Origin of the sequence: Aquimarina sp. AU119 (assembly GCF_900312735.1) — a bacterium.
GTDB classification, from domain to species: Bacteria; Bacteroidota; Bacteroidia; order Flavobacteriales; family Flavobacteriaceae; genus Aquimarina; species Aquimarina algiphila.
The window spans coordinates 63,494-80,379 of the sequence record NZ_OMPF01000003.1 but is presented as its reverse complement, the minus strand read 5'-3'; the positions used below and the strand labels follow the sequence as shown (position 1 = coordinate 80,379).

Here is a 16,886-nt window from a genome sequence, read left to right as displayed (position 1 = left end):
AATGATGACTCCTCTGTATACCTAAAAGTAAACAGTTGGAGAGCATCGTAATAATTCATTCTATAAGATGAAAAAACACATCTATGCCCTACTCTTAGCGGCTACTCAAATAATATTTGCTCAAGAAGAAAATAAATGGTCAGGGGCACGTCCAGATGGCCATGCCCCCATCTCTGTAATGGGAGATCATACCCATGGAAAGGGAGAAGTAATGTTCTCCTACCGATATATGTATATGAACATGGATGAACTTAATAGAGGAAGCGAAAATGTCCCCTTCTCTAATGCATTACGTCCCAATGACATTTATATGGTTACTCCAACTAGTATGCCTATGAATATGCATATGCTGGGGGCTATGTATGCACCAAGTGATAAAATCACTTTAGTAGGAATGGTTAATTATCTATCAAGTGAAATGGATCATGTGACCGCTATGGGAGGATCATTTACTACTCAGTCTTCTGGTTTTGGTGACACAAAAGTTTCTGCACTTTATAAGTTTTTTAACAAAAACACTCAACAATTACATGCACAAGTTGGTCTATCAATTCCTACTGGTAGTATTGATGAAGAAGATGTTACTCCTGCATCTTCTCCTAATGAAGTAATCCTCCCCTATCCTATGCAAATAGGAAGTGGAACATGGGATGCCGAGCTAGCTTTAACCTATCTAAAACAATGGGGAACTCTTTCTTTTGGATCACAAGCCAGAACTACACTACGTACAGGAAAAAATGACAATAACTATCGTCTGGGAAACAAATACAGCATCAATAATTGGGTAGCAGTGAAAGCTCTGGATTGGTTAAGTTTTTCGGGAAGAATAGAATTAGGTGCAATTGATAAAATCGAAGGTATTAATCCTGTGCTTAATCCAATGATGGTTATTACAGCCGATACTGCTAATTCAGGAATGACATATGCAAATGCTGGTCTTGGCTTTAATTTGTATGCTTTTAAAGGAACCCTGAAAGATCTTCGATTAGGTTTTGAAGCTGCATTACCGGTATTTCAAAACATGAACGGAGTACAGCTTAGGACCAAAGAAACATTAACATTAGGACTACAATACGCTTTATAGAACATAAAAATCATAAAAAATTAGACATGGTTTATTGATTTCAAAAAAGCATGTTAAGAGAATATAAAAAATGAAAAACACATTAGTTTTTATAATTACCCTATGTTTAGGGATACATAGTTATGCCCAACAATCATACGAAGGAAAAATAGTTGATCAATCTAACAACCCTTTACTTGGCGCTACTATCATAGCATCAGAGAATAATGCCAACGGAGTGATGAGTAATGAAGAGGGAGTATTTAAAATTACTCTTGAAAATTCTGCTGATGTTACTGTTAGCTTTTTAGGATACAATACTAAAAAAGTATCCTTAACAAGTACTTTTAATGTGATTAGATTAACTACAGACAATGTAACTTTAGAGGAAGTTCTAGTAACTTCGGCAAGTAGAGAAATTCAAAAACGTTCTGAGGTTCCGGGATCCATTGCTACCATCAACGCAAGAGTAATGAAAGAAACCAAAGCATTTGGTATCGATCAATTGGTCAATCAAATTCCTGGAGTGTTCATGTCCACATCAAGAGCAGCTAGTAATGAACAGCATTTTATGGCCGTTCGCTCTCCCATCTCAACCAAAGCATTGTTTTTATATCTTGAAGACGGTCTGCAAATTCGTCCAACTTCAGTCTTTAATCACAATGCATTATTAGAAATGAATGATATTGCTTTTGGTCGAGTTGAAGTTCTAAAAGGACCAGCATCCAGTATTTATGGTAGCGAAGCTATAGGAGGAAGTTTTAATTTTATTACTAAAAACCCAACCGAAGATCTAAGCGGTAGTGTTGGTTTTCAGACTAACGATTTGGGATTAACCCGATATGATTTTGAAGTATCGGATCAAGCAAGTAAAAAATTTGGTTTTTATCTTGGAGGACAATATGTACAACGTGAAGACGGTCCAATAGAGCATAGTAATTATGAAAAAACAGCAGTTACCTTTAAAACAGTGTATGATATTAATCAGACAACAAAATGGACTACCGTTTTTGATATTGTAGATTATAGATCCGATATGACAGGCTCTTTAAGTGAAGCTGATTATAATGGAGGAAACTATGAAAGTGATCAAACGTTTACCGAACGGGAAGCGCTGTCTTTTAGAGTTAGAACTACATTAGACAAATACTGGAATGATAATAATAAAACCTCATTCAATACTATAGTGCGAAACAATCGAATGGATCAAAATCCATCATATAGAGTTCGACAATTTAGAAACCAAGGACAATTGACTGGTTCTGGATCTGGAGAAATTAATTCTAATCAATTTAAAAGTTATGTAGGGTTGATTCAACATAAAATTGATTTTAGTTTTGCCAATTCATCTTTAATTTTAGGAGGTACAGTAGACTACTCGCCACAAGATTATATAGCAGAAACTATTAACGTAACTGTAGATCCTGAAACAGGAAGAAATTTGGATTTCAGCATTAATTCAGGAGATTTTATCCTTAATTATGAAGCTAATATTTTTAATTATGCTGGGTTTTTCCAATATGAAATTTCGCCTATCAAAGCGTTAAAGGTTACCGCTGCTCTTCGGTATGATGGCTTTGAGTATGATTATGATAATCTGGCTGATGGAATTGTTGGAGTAGATGATGCTGTAGATAATTTTAATAACCTAACTCCAAAACTTGGTTTTAATTATAATGTAAATTCAAAAACCGGACTATATGCAAACTATTCTCAAGGGTTTGCGCCACCACAAGTATCTACCTTATATCGAAACAGGAATGAACTTCGAGGAATAAAGCCCAGTCGTTATAATAACTATGAGGTTGGGGGTTATTTCACCATACCTGCAAAACTAAAATTAGATGCAGCTATTTACCTTCTTGAAGGTAATAATACTCTAATTACTCTTAGAGATGAAAACGATCAGTTTTTTAACACCAATGCAGGAAAAACAAGATCATATGGTATTGAATATGGCATCACATGGTTTCCCATAAAAGAATTATCTATATCTCATAATGGTAGTTATGCACAGCACAGATATGTCGAATTTTTTGACGGAGGTATCGATTATTCTGACACAGATAGAGAAACTGCTCCTAACCTATTAGGATCTTCTTTAATTACCTATAGAAAAAATCTCGAAAACAACCTCGGATTTAGTATTAGTGCAGAATACGAATTAGTCGGTGAATATAACACTAGTTTTGAAGGACAAGTGAATAATCAGGATGGCACTTTTGGCACCGAAACATACAAGGGACATTCTGTTTTTAATCTTAGAGCTACTATCAACTATAAAGGTTTTGAAGTTTGGTGTCATGCACTTAATGTCTTTGATGAACTCTATGCTGCAAGAGCATCTTTTAATAGGTTTAGAGGAGAAAATAGCTTTACAATTGGAAACCCGAGAGCTTTTCATCTTGGTGCACGATATAATTTCTAACAACCAATCCAACCAGCCTTCCTGGATTATTTATATCTGGGAGGGCTAATCTTAATTGAGAAATGAAAAAAAATGAAAAACTAAACACATGGCTCTGGAAATGGCATTTTATCGCCGGATTAATCTCCCTTCCATTTATTCTTATACTTTCTATAACAGGAGGAATATATCTTTTTAAAGCAGATTATGAAAAGCCAAGGCAAAAGCATATCAAAGAAGTAGCTGTAGCAATAGATCGTATTTCATTAGATCAACAATGGCAAATTGCCAATAAAAATGCTGTGAAAAAACCAAACGCTTTACTATTACCAACTTCAAAACATCATGCCACCGAATTTATCTCTGGTCGTTTTAGTGGACAAAGTAGCGTGTTTGTAAACCCATATACAGGAGAAATCTCTGGGGAGATTGTGACAAAAGAAACCGATATGTATACCATTAGAAAATTACATGGTGAATTACTCATGGGCAAATTTGGCACCAAAATAGTAGAACTTATTGCTAGTTGGATGCTGGTTCTAATCCTTACAGGTTTATACGTTTGGTGGCCGGGAAGAGGCTGGAAACTCAAAGGTTTTTTCATTCCGAGAATTGGCGAAGGCAAAAGAACATTTTTTAGGGATATGCATTCGATATCTGGGTTTTGGATTTCTGGTTTATTAATCCTCATTTTGGCTGGGGCTTTCCCATGGACTGATGTTGTTGGAGGGAACTTTAAAAAATTACAGGAAATGACAAATACCGGTTACCCCGATAGTTGGAAAGGTCACCAATTACAATCTCAACACAAAGCAGAGCCTATAACATTAGATCAAATTGCTATCAAAGCTGAAGCACTCCATCTTACAGGAACGGTTAAAATCCATTTTCCAAAAGGTCCTCAAGGAGTTTTTAGCGTATCTAACAATAACCCATCTGATTTGAACTCTCAAAAAAAGATTCATTTTGATCAATACTCTGGAAAACAGATTTTATCTAATGATTGGCAAGATGTAGGAGTATTAATGCGAGGGCGAATGTGGGTGATGGCTTTTCATCAAGGAGAATTTGGAGTTTGGAATTGGTGGTTAATGTTTTTTACGGCAATAGCCTTGACTATAATGAGTGGCTCTGCTCTGATTTCTTACATACTTAGAAAACGTAAAGGATCATGGGGAATACCAAAAGTACCCATCACTTTTAAAATTGGATATGGAATTATAATAATTATAGGAATTCTAGGTTTAGCATTCCCATTATTTGGCGCAAGTATAATCATTCTTTTAATTATTGAGTATATCAGAACCATAAAGAAAAAGAGAAAGACAATACTTTCTGCTTAATAAAAAATTATAGAGAATGAAGAAAAGTAAAGTAGTACGTTTAACTCGTAAATGGCATCGTTACCTTGGTATCATCCTTGGAATTCAATTTTTACTTTGGACCGTAGGCGGACTCTATTTTAGTTGGACGAATATTGATGAAATAAGAGGGGATCATTTAAAAAAGAACGCTCCAATATTGCCAAAGGATATCAATTACGTTTCTCCAAAAGATTTTTTAGATCAACATCTTGTAAAGAATGATAGTGTAGTATCATTAGAACTTACAACGATACTGATGGACCCAATATATCGTATTGAGATCACTAATAAAGGGGAGAGAAAAGTAGTATTAATAAATGCTGAAAATGGAAATCTGAGAAAACCAATTCAGGAAAACGAAGCTATCCAACTTTCTAAAAATAAGTTGAATATAAAAGCTCCAGTAACAGAAGTTGAATATCTCACCTCAACAGGAAATCATCACGAATACCGTAATCGGCCATTACCGGCCTATGCTATTTCATTTAGTGAACCAGCAAATACTACGATATATGTATCGGTAACATACGGAAATGTTCAAACGTTTAGAAACAATAAATGGCGAATCTTTGATTTTTTATGGATGTTGCATACCATGGACTATCAGGAACGTGATGACTTTAATAACCTCTTACTTAGAGCATTTTCTTTTTTTGGCATCTTCACCATTCTTTCTGGATTCACACTTTATATTTTGACTTCAAAGACATTCAATCGTAAAAAAACAAAATCATGAAAAATTCTATATACGTACTATTGATGGTTTTATGTATGTTGAGCTGTAAACCATCCAATCAAAAAGATAATGGTCTAACTTCAAAAAATGAAACCACAATTGACACTACTACAATATCAATTAAGGATTATAATGTAAAACCAGATGGTACTCCTTATAGCAATTCAGAATTAAATCATATGTCTCATAATGAGTTAATGATGATGGTTTATGAACCTCCTAGAGATACTATACAAACCATTGGTATTCTTTTATATGATGGATATTTTACTCTTGATGCTATGGGGCCACTTTCTGTATTAAACCATATGTCTCCTACAAAAAAAATAATGATTGGTCGAAAAAAAGGAATCATTACTAGTAGTAGCAAAGTCAAAACTCAAGTAGATTATAGTATTAATGACATTGAACAATTAGATATTCTGGTAATTCCCGGAGGGTTTATTGAAACATATCAGGCTACAAAAGATGAAGAGTTATTAAACTGGATTCGCAAAATTGACAAAAACAGTAAATACACAGTTAGTGTATGTACAGGGGCTTGGATTTTAGGAGCGGCTGGCCTATTAAAAGGAAAAGAAGCAACTACTCATTGGTACAAGGCTGAAGAAAAATTAACACAATATGGTGCTGAATATGTGAATAAGCGATATACTAATGATGGAAAATACTGGACGAGTGCAGGTGTATCTGCAGGAATTGATATGAGCTTAGGGTTAATTGATCATATTTTAGGTAGAAATTATGCTTCATTTACTGCTTTAAATCTAGAATATAATCCAAAACCTCCTTTTGAAGGAGGGCATCCTGATAATACAGATCGTGTAGTAACCTATATGATGGAAAAAATGTATGATATAGGATTAGAACCTTTATTAAAAGAAGATAAAAACAAATAAACTTTAAAATTTAATATATGCTAACTTATATTTTAATTACAGCAATTTCATTTTGTGTTTTTCAAATTATTCTTCAATTACGTAAAATGAATGATATAGGAAACCAATACTATGAAGCAAAACTTAAACGTGAAGAGGAAAAATAATATCTTTGAAAAAAACAAACATCCTTTATTAAGGTTGCCTTTTAATACAAAATGAAATAAAATTCACATAAAAAAATTATACTTATGAAATCATCGTTTATATACTCAGCCTTACTACTATTATTAATATGCACATCCTGTAATCAACTTTCTAAAGAAGAACAAGAATTTGATATTCTGATGCAAAAAATAATTGATGTGCATGATGAAGTCATGCCCAAAATGGGGGAAATGAGTAGTCTAATTAAAGAATTAGAAACCAAAGTAGATACCACAGCACAAGGACAATCCTATGCAAAAGCACAACAAGATGTAAAAGATGCATATGATTTTATGATGAGTTGGATGAGTGAATTTAGTGATACTTTTCCGCATCAAGAAGAAGACCAAAAAGTAGACAAAGAAAAGATGTCTTCTCAGATGAAATTACTGCAAGAAGAAGAGGTTAAAGTAAATAAACTTAAAGACCAAATTAACGCTAGTATTGAAAATGCGAAACAAATCTTGAAAAAGTCATAAAGGTCACTTGCTTTGTTATTTATAAAAATGTTTTACTTTAGCGGTTGCAACAAATCATATTAAAACCAATGAGAAAAATTATTGTATTTGCATCTGTACTGTTTATTTCAGTTTCATCCATGCAAGCTCAGAAAAAAAAGGATCTTCTTGATGAAATAACCAAATTAAGGAATGAGCTAAAAACCACAAAAGGTGAGTTGAATGATTCTCGCAACAAAGAGAAAGCGACCTTAACTCAGGTTGCTACTATGGAAGCTCAGGTAAAAGATCTTAAAGACACCAATGCTTCTCTTTTGAGCAACATGAGTAATTTTACACAGTTATCAAATCAAAAAGCTAAAAACTTAGAAACATCTCTTAAAAGTCTTCAGGAAAAAGATAGACAACTTAAGTTAATAAATGATGCTATTGGGAAAAACGATTCTCTTAAGCTAGCTACATTAACAGTGTTTAAAAATGCTTTAGGAGGAGAAGGAAATATCGGAGTACAAAATGGCATGGTATTAATTGTATTGCCTAATGCCACATTATTTGGGAATGATGATAGTTATAAAGTAGACGATAAAGGTAAAGGTGTTTTAGGAAAGATTGCTAATGCATTAAAAGCTAAACCAGGTTTAAAAATAATCGTTGAAGGAAATAGTAATGCTATTAGTTTCAAAGATAAAAGCATCAGTGACAACTGGGATCTTAGTGCAAAACAAGCAGCTGCCATTGTCAGAGCTTTGCAAATTGACCATAAAGTAGATCCTAAAAGAATGGAAGTGCTTGCAAAAAGTGAATACGGATCTGAAAGTATAGAGACCGCTACAAGAATTATAATTGATCCTAAGTTTGATGAGTTTTATAGCCTTGTAAAAGAAAATATGAAAAACGGTCCAAAAGAATAAATTATTCTAATGATATATATAAAAATCCGGTCCTTTTGACCGGATTTTTTATATATGTACTTAAGAGTTGTATCCTAATTATATACATTCATCAATACCAATTTCATTTTCTTAAAATAATGTCTATTCGAGTTTTAATTTTGAAAAAATAAAATATATCCATATTTTTACGTAATCAGTTACGTAAATAGTTATGAAAACAGATTTTTTTAATAATGTTGGTATTATGGCAATTGGCACCAGGCTAAGAATGCTAAGTGAACAAATGGCAAAAGACGCTGATAAAATTTATGAACTGTATCATGTAGATTTAAAACCAAAATGGTTTCCTGTATTTTATGTAGTATCTGAAAACGGAGAAAAATCAATTACAGAAATAGCAATAGAGATCGGTCACTCACACCCTTCTGTAAGCAAAACTGTTCGTGAGATGGTAAAAGAAAAGATTCTATTAGAAAAGAAAGATAAAAACGACGCAAGAAAAAATAATGTAGCATTAGGTCCTAAAGGGAAACAAATGGCAAATCAAATTCGAGATCAATACATTGATGTAAGAAAAGCTGTAGAGGAAACACTAGACCAAAGTACCTACAATATGTGGCATGCTATTGAAGAATTTGAGCTTTTATTGGATCAAAAATCAATGTTTCAAAGAGTTAAGGAAGAGAAAAAACATCGAGAAGCAGCAAATATTAAGATTGTATCCTATGAATCAAAATATAGAATACCATTTAAAGAGCTTAATGAAGAATGGATTACTAATTTTTTCACTATGGAGGAAGCCGACCATAGAGCTTTGGATAGTCCAGAAGAATATATATTAGATCGTGGAGGTGAGATTTTAATTGCGCTGTATAAAGATGAACCTGTTGGTGTGTGTGCTTTGATAAAAATGGATCATCCAAATTATGATTTTGAATTGGCAAAAATGGCAGTTTCTCCAAAGGCAAAAGGCAAAGGTATTGGATTTCTTTTAGGTGAAGCTATACTTAAAAAAGCAAAATCTTTGGGAGCTCAAAATATATATTTAGAAAGCAATACTGTACTAAAACCGGCTATTAATTTATACTACAAACTAGGATTTAAAAAAGTAATTGGTATACCTACCCCATACCAACGATGTAATATTCAAATGGAATTTAAACTACACTAAGATGTAGCTATAATTTCGGCGCTAAAAAAGAGTTGAATTATAAAATCCTTCATAATGGATTTGTTTACATGTTTTACCTCAACTCTCTGCGCCGAATTATAGCTTACTAATATAAAAAAGTTTTTTAAGTCTAATTAGAATATATATTCTATGGATTGAAAAAAAACAGAAGAACATTCGAAACATGATGTACAAAAGATTCTAATATTAGCTCTTAAAAACACATGGTATTACCGTATTCTTTTTAAGGTTTTTGTATTGTATTTTCTTAATTATTTTTATTTTAGTAATTCTAGAGACCCATTCACACAGGATACACTAACTTTATGAGGCTAAATTACAGAATTTTAACACTGCTGATTGCAGTAAGTTCCTTTCTCTTCGGAGTAAAGGCACAAAATGATCTTGCACAATTAGAACTAAAAGGATCAGTAAAATCTTTAAAAGAAATAACTTATCACGCTACTCTAGATCCAAAAAATAATATCATACAAAAAGATAGTTTTAATCAGGCGATTGAACTGGTCTTTATTCAAAGTGGGCGTTTATTAAAAAAAAGCCACTGGTTTGATACCAAAAAAAATATGGGTTCAAAACATACCTATACATATGATACTTTGGGGTTTCTAAACAAGATATATAATTACTCTCTTGATGATCATCAAGAATCTGAAACAGTTTACACTTATAACTCACAAGGAGAAAAGATACGAACTCAAGAATTTATCGATGGTAAATTAAGTCAGGATTTCTCATATAAATACAATTCTAAAGGTCAGGTTATAGAATTCATCGAACATAGTATCAATGGAAAGTTTATCATTGAGAAAACTATATTTATCTATAGTGGCCCTAACGTTTTTGAAAAAAAGATTTATAATCTTGCCAACCAGTTAGAGTCTGTGCAGACTTGTACATATGATAGTAATGGAAATAATTTTATCGATGAACATAGAAATGGTGTTGGTGAAGTAGATTTACGAGTACATTATACGTATGAGAATAATAAATTGCATGAAACCAATGAATATTGGTTTAATAAATCAAAAACCACACATTATAAAATGACTTATAATGAGCATGGTGACCAAATTGAAAGTCATATGTACTACTCTGATGCCACACCTACCGAGTACAACAGTACGACATATGAATATGACAACAATAACAATTGGATTAAAAAAATAGTGTATAAAAATGAAATTCCAATGCTCGTATGTGAACGAGAGATTGCTTATTATGAATAATCAAGTAATTAACTTAGAGTCTGGCTTCATACTTTTCTAATGTTTTCCAGATGTCTATAAATTCATTTATCCCTTCCTTTTTTAGTTCTGTATTTACGATAAGAATTTTCCCTATTTTGGTTTTAGTATTAAAAAACATGTATGATGCTACTCCAGGATCTCCCCCTGTATGTCCCATTTGCCCCTGAGCAGAAATCCCCATAAATATCCCCATATTATATTCATCATTGTAAGGACCTTCATTTCGCTCTTCAAAATTTTCGTCTGTTAGTTGTGCTTTGAACAACTCTTTATAGCTCTCTTTCTTTAGTATATTTCCCTCTCCATTATAACCTGCAATCAATTCTATGAGGTATTTTCCTAAATTCTCAGAAGAAGTAATTAAGCTCCCATCAGGGTAATTTATCAATTGGTAAAATGCCAATTCTTTTTCTGTAGTCGAATATAATTTAGAATGTTTTGAGAAATCCACTTCACTAGAAAACCATCCCGTTTCAGACATCTGTAAAGGCTTAAAAATATGAGTCTTTGTAAATTCATTAAATGGTTCGTTTGTTGCTTTTTCGATAATAAAAGCAGCTAATCCAGCAGCAACATTCGAGTATTTAAATTTTTCTCCAGGTTTATTCTTTAAAAAATTATTCTTCTTGTACCAGTCCCCTTTTTTACTTAAAATTTTTCTCAAAAATGCTTCTTGAGTCATCATTTCATCAGGAGACCGAAAATTGGTGTTTACTGTAGCTCCACCATTTTCCTTTTCTTTTAGAATGTATCCATTCTTTTCATATCGCGGAGAATCTTTTATAGTAGATGTATGTGTTGCTAACTGTCGTATCGTTATAGATGTATTTGGAAAATAAGGATTCGTCACTTCAAATGGTAGGTACTCATTTATTGGGTCATCCAACTTAAGTTTACCTAATTCCTGAGCCTTAAGTAAAGCTATACCAATAAATGTCTTAGAAACTGAAGCAATACTCTGAATAGAGTTTTTTGAGTATTCCTGATGTTCTTTCTTATTAGAATATCCATATCCTTTTGTAAATAGAATATCATTTTGATTCACAATTGCAACAGAAAATCCAGTTATATAACCACGTGAATAAATTTGTTCTAATTCTTCAATAAGCTTATTCTGTATTGAATCATTCACTTGACTATATCCTGAATACATCAAAATGGTCAAGACTAGAATACTAATTCTTTTTTTCATTTAGCTTTACGGTATATTTCGCTCTAATTTAGAAATAGGTTTTATAATTTGATGATAACGAATCTAATCCTCTAATTCTTATATCTTTAAAATGGATTTCGGCTGCTTCACTTTGTAACTGAATCTTTCCTGCTGTTAAAGGAACCATTTCTCCTTGTGAATTTAGATATCTGGAATTCTTAAGAATCATCACTACATTTCCATTAACAATATGAAGACTTTTATCTTTATAACAAATCAAATCTAGAGTATTCCATTCTCCATGAAGCTTCTCATAATCATTACTCCTAAGACAATAGTTTTTATAAGGTCCTCCTTCACCAATATGTAAATAGTCCTGATGCTCATTAGCCATTGGATTCATTATATATTCTGGGGTATATGCTCGTATATCGATTGCCGACGTAGCCTGATTCCAATAATCTCCTGTATGTCCCTGCATGATTTGAAATTCCTGAGACAGCATCCACGTTCTCCAATGCTCAGCTCCAACTGGTCCAATAGAATGATATAATATTCCTGAATCTTTAAGTAATGATTCTCGTGGAGTCCATTTTTTATCTCCCCATTTGAACTTCAACTGTAAATGATAATCCTTATATTCTTCTTTAGAAATCAAACATCCATAATATTCTCCACTTACTTTAATGATTTCATCCTCTCCTTCCTTAACAGTAGTAAATACTTTATATTCTGACTTGTTCATTCCTATCGGATCTATCAAAGTTCCATCTTCATTTTTTGGTGCAGAACCATCATAACCCTTTTGATGTTTAAAACTTAAGTAGGTATCCCAATTCGATAATTCCTCATCTATTAAATATTTCCATTGTACTTCTTTGGTAATATTCTGTCGCTCATCTTTAGGAAAGTCAGAACAAGAAATGATAATCGATAGAATACATACACACAATACTCGTATTTGAATGTTATTCATTATTGCAAGTGTTATGTTAATTCATATTTTTTTCTATTTAGTCTTGCTATACGTTAAATATATGGTAAGTATGATAGAAAACAAACGATTATTATGGATAGAATCTCAAAATCAATCTTTTCTGTAGGTTAATTCTGAAACTGTTTTTAATTCAATACATACCAGAATTAGGATTACCATAATTTCAAACAAAAAATACATTAAGCCCAAATTTGTTAGTTTTTGATAATAACAAATCACTAAACCAATGGTCAAACAACAATATATCAGATTTGCACTAATTATACCTATCAGGTATGGTCTCCAGTTTTTGGTAAGTTGTAAATGACAGTAAAATGAATACAAGGCAAACATGCAAGCAATAAAAGACAGACCATACAGCACTTTTGGAGGCATTCCAAAAATAGGTTCCAATCTTGCTAATACCAAGCCTAAGAATATAGCAGTTATCAATGCTCCTATACTATCTATAAAAAAAATCTTTTTTGGTTTCAAAGTTATTTTATTTAAGAAATTCGTAAGAATCATCAGTATGTTTTTCAGTTCCTTAATGTTTTATTTCTATTCATTAATTTAAGCTTAGATGGGTTTTAATTTACAATAATCACCTTTTAGTAACTAGGTTTGTTTTCTTTTCTTCAATTATCAAAACATTCATAATGTCAATGTAGGTTAAAATTTGAATAAAAAACGACTATTTTAATTTTCTTGCCCATTCTTTCCAATTAGATAATTCCCCTTTCCTGGTTTGACCACCCTGTGAAAAAAATTTATCTACTCTATCATCAAATTCAGTTGTTTTTACAAGTTCAGCAAACCATTGATTTGAGATAATAAACTCTTGTTCCCTATCTTTTTCAAATAAATTTACGGTAGCTTTGTTATAAGCAATTGCCTTTGCTGGGTACGTAGCGATTCTATACGCTAGGTCTTCTACAAAAGAATCGATCTCATCATCTGGGATCGCTCTATTAATATATCCATATTTTTCGGCCTCCAATGCGTCAAAATCTCCTCCTCCCAAACAGATTTCCATGGCTCTGGATCTTCCTACTTTTCTAGCAAGATATTGTGCTGCTCCACCTCCAGGAAGAATCCCTATTATAATTTCCATCTGAGATAATAACGCAGAATTCATAGCTCCAAAACTCATATCCATAGCCATAATAAATTCTGCACCACCACCACGAGCACGGCCTTGTATTTTTGCAATTGTAGCTTTTGGCATGATCCTAAATTTTTCTAGTAAACCCGAATACAATGGCATTTCATCACTATCATATACTCCTTGATCTCTAAAATCCTGAAGTAATTTAAAATCTGCATGTGAAAGAAAATAATCCGGATTAGCACTTTGAAAGACAATTACCTTTATCGATTCATCAACCTCAAGCATTTTAGCTAGTTTATCTAACTCTGTAACCAAGGTTATATCCAGAATATTAGTCTCTCCATAGTCAAAAGTAACAAACGCCACTCCTTTGTCTATTACAACGGTAAAACTCTGAAAGATATAATTCATAAGATTTGTTGTATTTTGATTCTGTATTGAATCACTATGCTCTAGTTCCATCTATTTTATATTTAGAATTTATAGAAACAAAAATCAAGAACTTGTCTTCAGAAAACATTGACTCTAGTCAACGTTTTTTCAACCTACTCAATGTTTCGGGATTCATTCTTAAGTATGATGCAATATATTTATTAGGAATTTCCTGAAAAACATGAGGATTTCTTTTTAATAAACGGTCGTATCGTTCTATAGGTGTACGAATAGATATGTCTAATTCTCGTTCTAGTTGTTGAATTGCAAACTCTTGAAGCATTTTTGTCCAAAGTGCTTGATTTTCTTTTGTTGAAGCTATAAAATCAAAAAAATCATCTCTATCAATTTGAAGTAAATGACATTCTTTTATAGCTTGTATATTATATAAGGAGGGAGTTCTACTCAAAAAAGAAGGAAAAGAAGTCATCCAGGAACCACGATAACCAAACCTTAATGTAATTTCCTCGGATTCTCTATTTACAAATATTCTTAAAGAACCCCGCTCAACGATGTACATGCTATTTTCGATACGACCTTCTCTAATAAGGTATTCTTTCCTTTTTAAAACAATGGGTGAATTGCCTTTTTCTTGTATATGTGCTATTATTTTCTTTTTTAAAACATCAGAAGAACTTACTTTTTCATTTATCATGATCTTGTCGTATCGTTTAATTGAATACTATAACTTGACAATGTTTCTTATAAAACATACCTTTCAAAAAGATCTTCTAATTCTTTTTCTGGGTCACTGCATAAACCAGGATGTGTTTTTGAGCTTTGAATAACAGTACTTCTTGAGGCTGCCAACCAACGAAATCTATCGGCTAGTTCAAATTCTCCAATAGCTCCTCCAGAGGGTTGACCTTTGCAGATTAACTTCCAGGATTTTAAATATTCCTCTAGCAGCTTTAATTCAAAGTCATTTGAAAAAGCTTCAAACTTACTTTTATTAACGTGATATTTTACACCAAGAAATTTTTTGCGCTTACAGAACAAAATTACACCAATATTAAAGAACTCTTCTCGCTCAACCTTTGGAACAAATCGAATAACAGCAAATTCAAATGTAACCTTATCTTGCATCTTCTGCTTCTTTAACTAGTGAATCTATCTTAGAAAGTTTAGTACATATAAATTCAATATATGCCGCTCTCATTTGATCAGGCATTAAAAACTCTGATTCATCCTCTAACCAATCTTTAGGTATTTTTGATACAATTTCTATGATTTTATCCTTATTAATCAATCGTTGGATTTCTTTTGAAGCATCATTTAAATGATTCGCTCGCTCCAAAAGAACATGATCTTTTATTGCAGGAAATGTTCTAGTAAGATGATTTTTCCATCTTTCCCAATTATGATGAAAATAAAAACTGGCTCCATGATCGATCAACCATAATTCGTTATTCCAGTTTAATAGATTTGTGTTTTTAAAAGTTCTATCAATATTACTAATCATACTATCCAGCAATACCACCTTGGATGCTGTCATACTATCAGCAATAGAAACCAAAGGATCGTATGTAATTGCTCCGGATAAAAAATGTAAGCCCAGGTTAAGACCTACACTGAATTTAAGTAAGTCTTGGATTTCTTCGTCAGGTTCGGTTTTGCTAAAAGAGTCATCAAGATTCATGAATACCAATTCGGGCACATGTAATCCAATCGCCCTTGCCAGTTCTCCACCAATAAGTTCTGAAATAAGTACTTTTTTCCCTTGGCCAGCTCCCCGAAATTTTAAAACATAAAGAAAATCATCATCAGCTTTAACTATTGCAGGAAGAGATCCTCCTTCTCGTAAAGGTTTTATATATTGAACAACATCTACAGTCCGAATTTCAATTGTATTCATAGCTTCGAATATAGTAAAAAGTTCATTGTTTTTTTATGAACGGATTACAAATCCATGAGATTTCAGGGATTTCATGGTTTTCTAATATTAGGTGAAATTTTGCTTATAAAATGTGACGCTACATAGGTTATCGTTATAATTATTCAGTAATCAAAACTCCTGTAACCAAACTTATATCAAATCCTATATTAACTTCTTTACCCTCTTCATTTACCCATGGATTATAATAATCAAAATCAGATCCTAAGCTAAGTTCTTCTTCATCATTGTCATCATTTATATTATTAAGAAGCAGAATATGTCCAAAATCGTAGAGTAAATGAACTTTCTTTTCATCATAATATGATGTACTAGAAGCTCCATGTAATGCTTTTTGTCGGTTATCTTTGAGATTTATTTTTTTATTGGTCTCAAACTCTGAGATCGGCATTGTTTTATCAACTTTAAATGAATTTGCATTACATGAAGAAAAGTTATATTCATTTTTAAGAACCTCTTTATTAAGTTCATTTAATTGTTCCTCATTGATCTCTGACTTAAATATGTCGTCCCAATACTTCAATTGTTCATAATATGCTTCATTATCCTCAAGGACTTTACCTCTAAATTGAATAATGGTATCTTTAGAAAGAATACAAAACCCATATTCGACTCTCATGGGACTATACCCACCCATTTGATTTTTTGTGAAACGAGTTTTACACAATATCTCTCCATTTTCATTAATCGAAATGGGATTAATTTCTGATGCAATTGAAGAAGGTCCTGTTAGATTCATCATAGAACTAAACAGAAATACTGTCATTATTAAAAGGATATTGATCTCTATAAATTTTCGCATTCGAATAGTTTTTCCCTAGGAGTATCAAACAACATGAAGTTAATTTTTACATTGTGACATAGCTAATTCCTGT

General features: G+C 32.3%; 18 protein-coding genes. 10 read left to right on the top strand and 8 right to left on the bottom strand.

Annotated elements, in window-relative coordinates; all coding sequences use genetic code 11:
- Positions 1-67: 67 nt before the first annotated feature.
- From DK442_RS03840 to DK442_RS03800, 10 genes are all read left to right on the top strand, one after another.
- The gene (locus tag DK442_RS03840; RefSeq protein WP_109434537.1) at positions 68-1,084 is read left to right on the top strand and encodes an alpha amylase; all 1,017 of its coding nucleotides are present in this window, start codon (positions 68-70) and stop codon (positions 1,082-1,084) included.
- A 70-nt stretch (positions 1,085-1,154) separates the two neighbouring features.
- Positions 1,155-3,491: a TonB-dependent receptor domain-containing protein gene (locus DK442_RS03835; protein WP_109434536.1), complete on the top strand. Its 2,337-nt coding sequence runs from the start codon at positions 1,155-1,157 to the stop codon at positions 3,489-3,491.
- A gap of 62 nt (positions 3,492-3,553) precedes the next feature.
- Positions 3,554-4,813 (top strand): PepSY domain-containing protein, encoded by a 1,260-nt coding sequence (locus DK442_RS03830; protein WP_109434535.1) that lies wholly within the window; start codon positions 3,554-3,556, stop codon positions 4,811-4,813.
- Positions 4,814-4,829: 16 nt separating this feature from the next.
- The gene (locus DK442_RS03825; protein ID WP_109434534.1) at positions 4,830-5,570 is read left to right on the top strand and encodes a PepSY domain-containing protein; all 741 of its coding nucleotides are present in this window, start codon (positions 4,830-4,832) and stop codon (positions 5,568-5,570) included.
- Positions 5,567-6,469: a DJ-1/PfpI family protein gene (locus DK442_RS03820; RefSeq protein WP_109434533.1), complete on the top strand. Its 903-nt coding sequence runs from the start codon at positions 5,567-5,569 to the stop codon at positions 6,467-6,469. Before DK442_RS03825 ends, DK442_RS03820 begins: the two co-directional genes overlap by 4 nt.
- 17 nt (positions 6,470-6,486) lie before the next feature.
- Complete coding sequence (locus tag DK442_RS28755) at positions 6,487-6,615, top strand: hypothetical protein (RefSeq protein ID WP_255412207.1); 129 nt, start codon at positions 6,487-6,489, stop codon at positions 6,613-6,615.
- Between the two features lie 84 nt (positions 6,616-6,699).
- Positions 6,700-7,134, top strand: a complete 435-nt coding sequence (locus DK442_RS03815) for a hypothetical protein (protein ID WP_109434532.1) — start codon at positions 6,700-6,702, stop codon at positions 7,132-7,134.
- Between the two features lie 68 nt (positions 7,135-7,202).
- Complete coding sequence (locus DK442_RS03810; RefSeq protein WP_109434531.1) at positions 7,203-8,024, top strand: OmpA family protein; 822 nt, start codon at positions 7,203-7,205, stop codon at positions 8,022-8,024.
- Between the two features lie 193 nt (positions 8,025-8,217).
- Entirely contained in the window at positions 8,218-9,177 is a 960-nt protein-coding gene (locus DK442_RS03805; protein ID WP_235010900.1) for a bifunctional helix-turn-helix transcriptional regulator/GNAT family N-acetyltransferase, read from the top strand.
- A gap of 326 nt (positions 9,178-9,503) precedes the next feature.
- On the top strand, positions 9,504-10,424 hold the full coding sequence (locus tag DK442_RS03800; RefSeq protein ID WP_109434530.1) for a hypothetical protein: 921 nt from the start codon (positions 9,504-9,506) through the stop codon (positions 10,422-10,424).
- A 13-nt stretch (positions 10,425-10,437) separates the two neighbouring features.
- Here DK442_RS03800 and DK442_RS03795 read toward each other — a convergent pair whose 3' ends face one another.
- The 8 genes from DK442_RS03795 to DK442_RS03760 all read right to left on the bottom strand — a co-directional run bounded on the left by DK442_RS03795 (position 10,438) and on the right by DK442_RS03760 (position 16,813).
- Positions 10,438-11,637, bottom strand: a complete 1,200-nt coding sequence (locus tag DK442_RS03795; RefSeq protein ID WP_109434529.1) for a serine hydrolase — start codon at positions 11,635-11,637, stop codon at positions 10,438-10,440.
- 28 nt (positions 11,638-11,665) lie between these two features.
- Positions 11,666-12,574, bottom strand: coding sequence for a DUF1080 domain-containing protein (locus DK442_RS03790; protein WP_109434528.1), 909 nt, complete (start codon positions 12,572-12,574; stop codon positions 11,666-11,668).
- A 111-nt stretch (positions 12,575-12,685) separates the two neighbouring features.
- Positions 12,686-13,069 carry a hypothetical protein gene (locus DK442_RS03785; protein WP_160114035.1) on the bottom strand — a complete coding sequence of 128 codons (384 nt, stop codon included), beginning with the start codon at positions 13,067-13,069 and terminating at the stop codon, positions 12,686-12,688.
- 199 nt (positions 13,070-13,268) lie between these two features.
- Complete coding sequence (locus DK442_RS03780; protein ID WP_109434526.1) at positions 13,269-14,147, bottom strand: enoyl-CoA hydratase/isomerase family protein; 879 nt, start codon at positions 14,145-14,147, stop codon at positions 13,269-13,271.
- Positions 14,148-14,214: 67 nt separating this feature from the next.
- Positions 14,215-14,772: a Crp/Fnr family transcriptional regulator gene (locus DK442_RS03775; protein ID WP_109434525.1), complete on the bottom strand. Its 558-nt coding sequence runs from the start codon at positions 14,770-14,772 to the stop codon at positions 14,215-14,217.
- Between the two features lie 47 nt (positions 14,773-14,819).
- Positions 14,820-15,203: a DUF3037 domain-containing protein gene (locus DK442_RS03770; protein ID WP_109434524.1), complete on the bottom strand. Its 384-nt coding sequence runs from the start codon at positions 15,201-15,203 to the stop codon at positions 14,820-14,822.
- On the bottom strand, positions 15,193-15,972 hold the full coding sequence (locus tag DK442_RS03765; RefSeq protein ID WP_109434523.1) for a HipA family kinase: 780 nt from the start codon (positions 15,970-15,972) through the stop codon (positions 15,193-15,195). Before DK442_RS03765 ends, DK442_RS03770 begins: the two co-directional genes overlap by 11 nt.
- A gap of 139 nt (positions 15,973-16,111) precedes the next feature.
- On the bottom strand, positions 16,112-16,813 hold the full coding sequence (locus DK442_RS03760) for a hypothetical protein (RefSeq protein WP_160114034.1): 702 nt from the start codon (positions 16,811-16,813) through the stop codon (positions 16,112-16,114).
- Positions 16,814-16,886 lie beyond the last annotated feature (73 nt).

Coding starts and splice junctions, on each gene's coding strand:
- DK442_RS03840 (WP_109434537.1), top strand. CDS start 68: ATGAAAAAACACATCTATGCCCTACTCTTAGCGGCTACTCAAATAATA.
- DK442_RS03835 (WP_109434536.1), top strand. CDS start 1,155: ATGAAAAACACATTAGTTTTTATAATTACCCTATGTTTAGGGATACAT.
- DK442_RS03830 (WP_109434535.1), top strand. CDS start 3,554: ATGAAAAAAAATGAAAAACTAAACACATGGCTCTGGAAATGGCATTTT.
- DK442_RS03825 (WP_109434534.1), top strand. CDS start 4,830: ATGAAGAAAAGTAAAGTAGTACGTTTAACTCGTAAATGGCATCGTTAC.
- DK442_RS03820 (WP_109434533.1), top strand. CDS start 5,567: ATGAAAAATTCTATATACGTACTATTGATGGTTTTATGTATGTTGAGC.
- DK442_RS28755 (WP_255412207.1), top strand. CDS start 6,487: ATGCTAACTTATATTTTAATTACAGCAATTTCATTTTGTGTTTTTCAA.
- DK442_RS03815 (WP_109434532.1), top strand. CDS start 6,700: ATGAAATCATCGTTTATATACTCAGCCTTACTACTATTATTAATATGC.
- DK442_RS03810 (WP_109434531.1), top strand. CDS start 7,203: ATGAGAAAAATTATTGTATTTGCATCTGTACTGTTTATTTCAGTTTCA.
- DK442_RS03805 (WP_235010900.1), top strand. CDS start 8,218: ATGAAAACAGATTTTTTTAATAATGTTGGTATTATGGCAATTGGCACC.
- DK442_RS03800 (WP_109434530.1), top strand. CDS start 9,504: ATGAGGCTAAATTACAGAATTTTAACACTGCTGATTGCAGTAAGTTCC.
- DK442_RS03795 (WP_109434529.1), bottom strand. CDS start 11,637: ATGAAAAAAAGAATTAGTATTCTAGTCTTGACCATTTTGATGTATTCA.
- DK442_RS03790 (WP_109434528.1), bottom strand. CDS start 12,574: ATGAATAACATTCAAATACGAGTATTGTGTGTATGTATTCTATCGATT.
- DK442_RS03780 (WP_109434526.1), bottom strand. CDS start 14,147: ATGGAACTAGAGCATAGTGATTCAATACAGAATCAAAATACAACAAAT.
- DK442_RS03775 (WP_109434525.1), bottom strand. CDS start 14,772: ATGATAAATGAAAAAGTAAGTTCTTCTGATGTTTTAAAAAAGAAAATA.
- DK442_RS03770 (WP_109434524.1), bottom strand. CDS start 15,203: ATGCAAGATAAGGTTACATTTGAATTTGCTGTTATTCGATTTGTTCCA.
- DK442_RS03765 (WP_109434523.1), bottom strand. CDS start 15,972: ATGAATACAATTGAAATTCGGACTGTAGATGTTGTTCAATATATAAAA.
- DK442_RS03760 (WP_160114034.1), bottom strand. CDS start 16,813: ATGCGAAAATTTATAGAGATCAATATCCTTTTAATAATGACAGTATTT.